Origin of the sequence: Caulobacter sp. AP07 (assembly GCF_000281955.1) — a bacterium.
In the GTDB taxonomy this organism is placed as follows: Bacteria; Pseudomonadota; Alphaproteobacteria; order Caulobacterales; family Caulobacteraceae; genus Caulobacter.
Map to the genome: position 1 here is coordinate 1 of NZ_AKKF01000267.1, position 4,037 is coordinate 4,037.

Consider the following 4,037-nt stretch of genomic DNA (forward strand, 5'->3'; position numbering starts at 1 on the left):
GGCGGCCCCGCCATTCCATTTCGGCGGCCTTGACCAGACATTCCGTCGCGCTGCGCATCGCCGTTTTCTTCGAACCTCGCGCCTTGCCCTTGGAGTACTAACCCCGGTCGGCGCGCAAGGCTCCGAGAAGGCCTAGCGGCCGCCGCCGGTGATTTCCTTGATCAGCGCCTGGACCGGAGCCTTGCCGCCGGCGTTCCACACCGCCTTCAGGTGGGCCAGGGTCTGCTCGGCCGGCCCCTCGAACTTCCACTCGCAGTCCACGACCTTGCAGTTGTCGAAGGTCGGGGCCTGGCCGCCGGCGTAGGTCAGGCGGCAGTCGCGGAACTCGCAGTCGGAAAAGTGCTCGCCATCCAGCGATACGGTCTCGTGGTTGTAGGCGGTCGAGCTGGGCATGGGCGGTCTTTCAGCGGTCGCGGTCTATTGGTCGTCGGCCGGGGGCTTGGCGTCGGCGTCGTCTTGGCCGTAGGGCTGGCCGGCGGCCTTGGCGGCGGCCTTCTCGGCGGCCTTTTCAGCGGCCTTGCGGGCCTTCAGGCGCTCGCGTTCCTGGCGTTCGAAGGAATAGTTCGGTGTACGGGCCATGCGGCGACCTCCTTTGTCGCAGAGACGCGACGGCGATCCCCTAGCGCGGTTCGCGCTGAAAGGGTTGCGATTTCTGCGTTTCGGGGCGGGGAAGGCGGGGACACACACTCATCGCGAGGCGTTTGGTCCGTATGGTCGGACGCTGGCGGGATGAGTGTGTGTCCCCGTATCGTCGGGCGCTTGACCCTATTTCACGTTGCCGCAGAAGCGCTGGATGCGCGCGCAGGCGTCCTCCAGCACGTCGTTGCTGGTGGCGTAGCTGATGCGGAAGAACGGCGACAGGCCGAACGCCGCGCCGTGCACCACGGCCACGCCCTCGGCCTCCAGCAGTTCGCCGGCGAAGTCCTCGTCGGTCTCGATGACCTTGCCGCTGGGGGCGGTCTTGCCGATCAGGCCGGCGCAGGACGGATAGACGTAGAACGCGCCTTCCGGGGTCGGGCAGTGGAGGCCCTGGGCCTGGTTCAGCATCGACACCACCAGGTCGCGGCGCTCCTGGAACAGCTTGGCGTTCGGCTTGATGAAGTCCTGCGTGCCGTTCAGCGCCTCCAGAGCCGCCCATTGCGAGATGGACGAGGGGTTGGAGGTGGTCTGGCTGATCATCTTGGCCATGGCCTTGATCAGGGCTTCCGGCCCGGCCGCGTAGCCGATCCGCCAGCCGGTCATGGCGTAGGCCTTCGACACGCCGTTCATCGTCAGGGTGCGGTCATAGAGCCTGGGCTCGACCTGGGCGATGGTGGTGAACTCGAAGTCGTCGAACACCAGGTGCTCGTACATGTCGTCGGTCAGCACCCACACGTGCGGATGGCGCAGCAGCACGTCGGCGAGGGCCTGCAGCTCGGCGCGGGTATAGGCGCCGCCCGACGGGTTGGACGGGCTGTTGATCAGCAGCCACTTGGTCTTCGGCGTGATCGCCGCTTCCAGGGCGCCGGGGGTCAGCTTGAAGCCGCTCTCGGCGGTGGTCTCCACCGGCACCGGCGTGCCGCCGGCCAGCAGGGTCATGTCGGGATACGACACCCAGTACGGGGCGGGGATGATCACCTCGTCGCCGGGGTTCAGGGTGGCGACCAGGGCGTTGAAGATCACCGGCTTGCCGCCCGGGGCGACGTGGACCTGGCTCGGCTTGTAGTCCAGGCCGTTCTCGCGCTTGAACTTGGCGCAGATCGCCGCCTTCAGCTCGGGCATGCCGTCGGGGTCGGTATACTTGGTCTTGCCGGCCCGGATCGCCGCGATGCCGGCTTCCTTGATGTTGTCGGGGGTGTCGAAGTCCGGTTCGCCGGCGGAAAGGGCGATCACGTCCCGGCCAGCCGCTTTCAGGGCGCGCGCCTTGGCGCTGATGGCGATGGTGGCGGACGGGGCGATGCGCCGCAGGGCGGCGGACTCGAGCGACATGGTTCAGGACTCCCCTGGGAGGACGTGGACTCGAAAGACCGGTTTCAGGATTGCGGCGGTCTTACGCCCGCGCTTGCCGCGGTGCAACGCGGGAGGGGCGCAATTGCCGTTATCTCGGGCTTGAGCCGGAAGGGGGATGAGCGACGGTGCGACGTGAGGTTGCCTTCTTGACGCCATGAGCACCTTGGAGTGTCCGCGCGGGCCCGACGGATCTTGAGCGGGGCGGAGGGGCGGATGTTCGTGGAACTGCTTTTGTCGGTGGCGATGGTCGACGCCGCGCCCGCGTCCCGGTTTTCGCCCCAGGGCCAGGCGCTCATTGTGTCCGTTCAGGCGTCGGTCGATGAGGCGCGCGCTCGGCAGGCCCAGTTGCCCCCGCCGGGGAACGACACGGAACGTCTGTTGCGGATGGGCGAACTGGATCGGGCGCCGAGAATGGTGCTCACGAGCTTCGACTTCTCGACCCTCCCGCTGTCCGAACGGGACGCCGTCCTTCAGGCGGCGGTTGTTCCCATGAAGGCGACCGACCAGCAGAACCAGGCCGAACTTCTGAAGATGGCTCCGCCCGAAGGCTGGTTCGCGCGGAGCCGGTACGGCGACAAGGCTTCCCGCGCGGCCTTCGACATCGTCCAGCATGCCGATACGGCGATGCAGCGCCGCTTCCTTCCCAAGCTCGAAGCCTTTGCCAGGAACGGCGAAGCGGACGGTCAGAATTTCGGGTTGATGTTTGATCGTGTCGCGACCTCGGAGGGCCGGCCACAGCGGTACGGAACCCAGTTTCGCTGCGACTTCGGCAAGTGGCGGCCCTACCCGATGGAGGACGAAGCGAAGGTGGAGGCGCGCCGGTCCGAGATCGGCTTCAAATTGCCGTACGTCGAATACAAGGCGCGGATGCAGGCCTCGCCGCCATGCCCGCAGACGCGATCGCCGCCGCCGCCAGGCATGCGGTTCGACTAGGGGCGGTCGACGCCCCGCATGTGCTCGACGAACGCCGCCAGGTGCCGGGTCAGATAGGCCAGGGTTTTCTCGTCGTTCAGCACGCCGGCCTCGATCTTGGTGTGGGCCTGGCCGACCAGCATCTCGCTCAGCGGCCAGTATTCGGCCGAGACCTTGCGCAGCGACTGGCGCAGGCCGTCCTGGGCCCGCACCGTGCCGGTGACGCCCGGCGAGGCCCCGATGATGCAGGCGGTCTTGCCCTGCAGCGCCGACGGCGCGCCGCGCGAGGCCCAGTCGATGGCGTTCTTCAGCACCCCGGTCACCCCGCCGTTATACTCCGGACAGGCCAGCAGCAGGGCGTCGGCGCCGCGCACGGCGTCCTTCCAGGCCGTGACCGGCGCGGGGTCGCCCTGGTCCTCGACGTCCTGGTTGAACAGCGGCAGGTCGTGCAGGCGGAAGATCTCGATCGTCACCCCGTCCGGCGCCACCTCCTGGGCGGCGTGCAGCAGGGCGGTGTTGAACGAGGCGGCCCGCAGGCTGCCGGAAACGCCGAGAAGTTTCATCGAAGGCTCCGATAGAGGTCAGGTCTTGGGCTGCAAGAGATCCCAGCGGTTGCCGTAGAGGTCCTCGAACACCGCCACGCTGCCATAGGCCTCGTGGCGCGGTTCCTCCAGGAACCGCACGCCGGCCGCGGTCATCCGGGCGTGGTCGCCGGCGAAGTCGTCGGTGTGCAGGAACAGCCAGACCCGGCCGCCGCCCTGGTCGCCGACCCGCGCCGCCTGGCGGTCGTCGGCCGCCTGGGCCAGCAGGAAGCGCGAGCCGCCGGGGCCGGGCGAGACGACGACCCAGCGCTTGCCGCCGCCCAGGTCGCTGTCCTCGACCAGGCTGAAGCCCAGCTTGCCGACATAGAAGGCCAGGGCCTGGTCGTAGTCTTCGACGAGCAGCGACAGGAGGGCGAGGTGGCGGGCCATGGAGACTCACTTTGTGACGTCCCTGGATAGCAGGTGAGGCGGGGAAGGGGGACGGGCGGGCGTCTATCCCCGTCGCGGGCCGAACGAACCCCAACGATCTCAACGCCCTGAAGAAAAATCAGCGTCACCACCGCTGGCGTACCCACAACCACCCCCATACTGACG

The 4,037-nt window shown here is 68.0% G+C and carries 6 protein-coding genes; 1 reads left to right on the forward strand and 5 read right to left on the reverse strand.

What is annotated here, in order from left to right:
- Positions 1–132: 132 nt before the first annotated feature.
- The 3 genes from PMI01_RS23275 to PMI01_RS23280 form a co-directional block, all read right to left on the reverse strand.
- A complete protein-coding gene (locus PMI01_RS23275) occupies positions 133–393 on the reverse strand; it encodes a hypothetical protein (protein WP_007675146.1) in 261 nt (86 codons plus the stop codon).
- Between the two features lie 24 nt (positions 394–417).
- Entirely contained in the window at positions 418–579 is a 162-nt protein-coding gene (locus PMI01_RS27535; protein ID WP_007675148.1) for a hypothetical protein, read from the reverse strand.
- 186 nt (positions 580–765) lie between these two features.
- Entirely contained in the window at positions 766–1,968 is a 1,203-nt protein-coding gene (locus PMI01_RS23280) for a pyridoxal phosphate-dependent aminotransferase (protein WP_007675150.1), read from the reverse strand.
- Between the two features lie 234 nt (positions 1,969–2,202).
- On the opposite strand from PMI01_RS23280, the gene PMI01_RS23285 reads away from it, so the two are divergent.
- Positions 2,203–2,922, forward strand: a complete 720-nt coding sequence (locus PMI01_RS23285) for a DUF6624 domain-containing protein (RefSeq protein ID WP_007675153.1) — start codon at positions 2,203–2,205, stop codon at positions 2,920–2,922.
- Here PMI01_RS23285 and PMI01_RS23290 read toward each other — a convergent pair.
- Positions 2,919–3,464 (reverse strand): NADPH-dependent FMN reductase, encoded by a 546-nt coding sequence (locus tag PMI01_RS23290; protein ID WP_007675156.1) that lies wholly within the window; start codon positions 3,462–3,464, stop codon positions 2,919–2,921. The genes PMI01_RS23285 and PMI01_RS23290 overlap by 4 nt on opposite strands.
- An 18-nt stretch (positions 3,465–3,482) precedes the next feature.
- Complete coding sequence (locus PMI01_RS23295) at positions 3,483–3,872, reverse strand: VOC family protein (protein ID WP_007675159.1); 390 nt, start codon at positions 3,870–3,872, stop codon at positions 3,483–3,485.
- Positions 3,873–4,037 lie beyond the last annotated feature (165 nt).

Coding starts and splice junctions, on each gene's coding strand:
- PMI01_RS23275 (WP_007675146.1), bottom strand. CDS start 393: ATGCCCAGCTCGACCGCCTACAACCACGAGACCGTATCGCTGGATGGC.
- PMI01_RS27535 (WP_007675148.1), bottom strand. CDS start 579: ATGGCCCGTACACCGAACTATTCCTTCGAACGCCAGGAACGCGAGCGC.
- PMI01_RS23280 (WP_007675150.1), bottom strand. CDS start 1,968: ATGTCGCTCGAGTCCGCCGCCCTGCGGCGCATCGCCCCGTCCGCCACC.
- PMI01_RS23285 (WP_007675153.1), top strand. CDS start 2,203: ATGTTCGTGGAACTGCTTTTGTCGGTGGCGATGGTCGACGCCGCGCCC.
- PMI01_RS23290 (WP_007675156.1), bottom strand. CDS start 3,464: ATGAAACTTCTCGGCGTTTCCGGCAGCCTGCGGGCCGCCTCGTTCAAC.
- PMI01_RS23295 (WP_007675159.1), bottom strand. CDS start 3,872: ATGGCCCGCCACCTCGCCCTCCTGTCGCTGCTCGTCGAAGACTACGAC.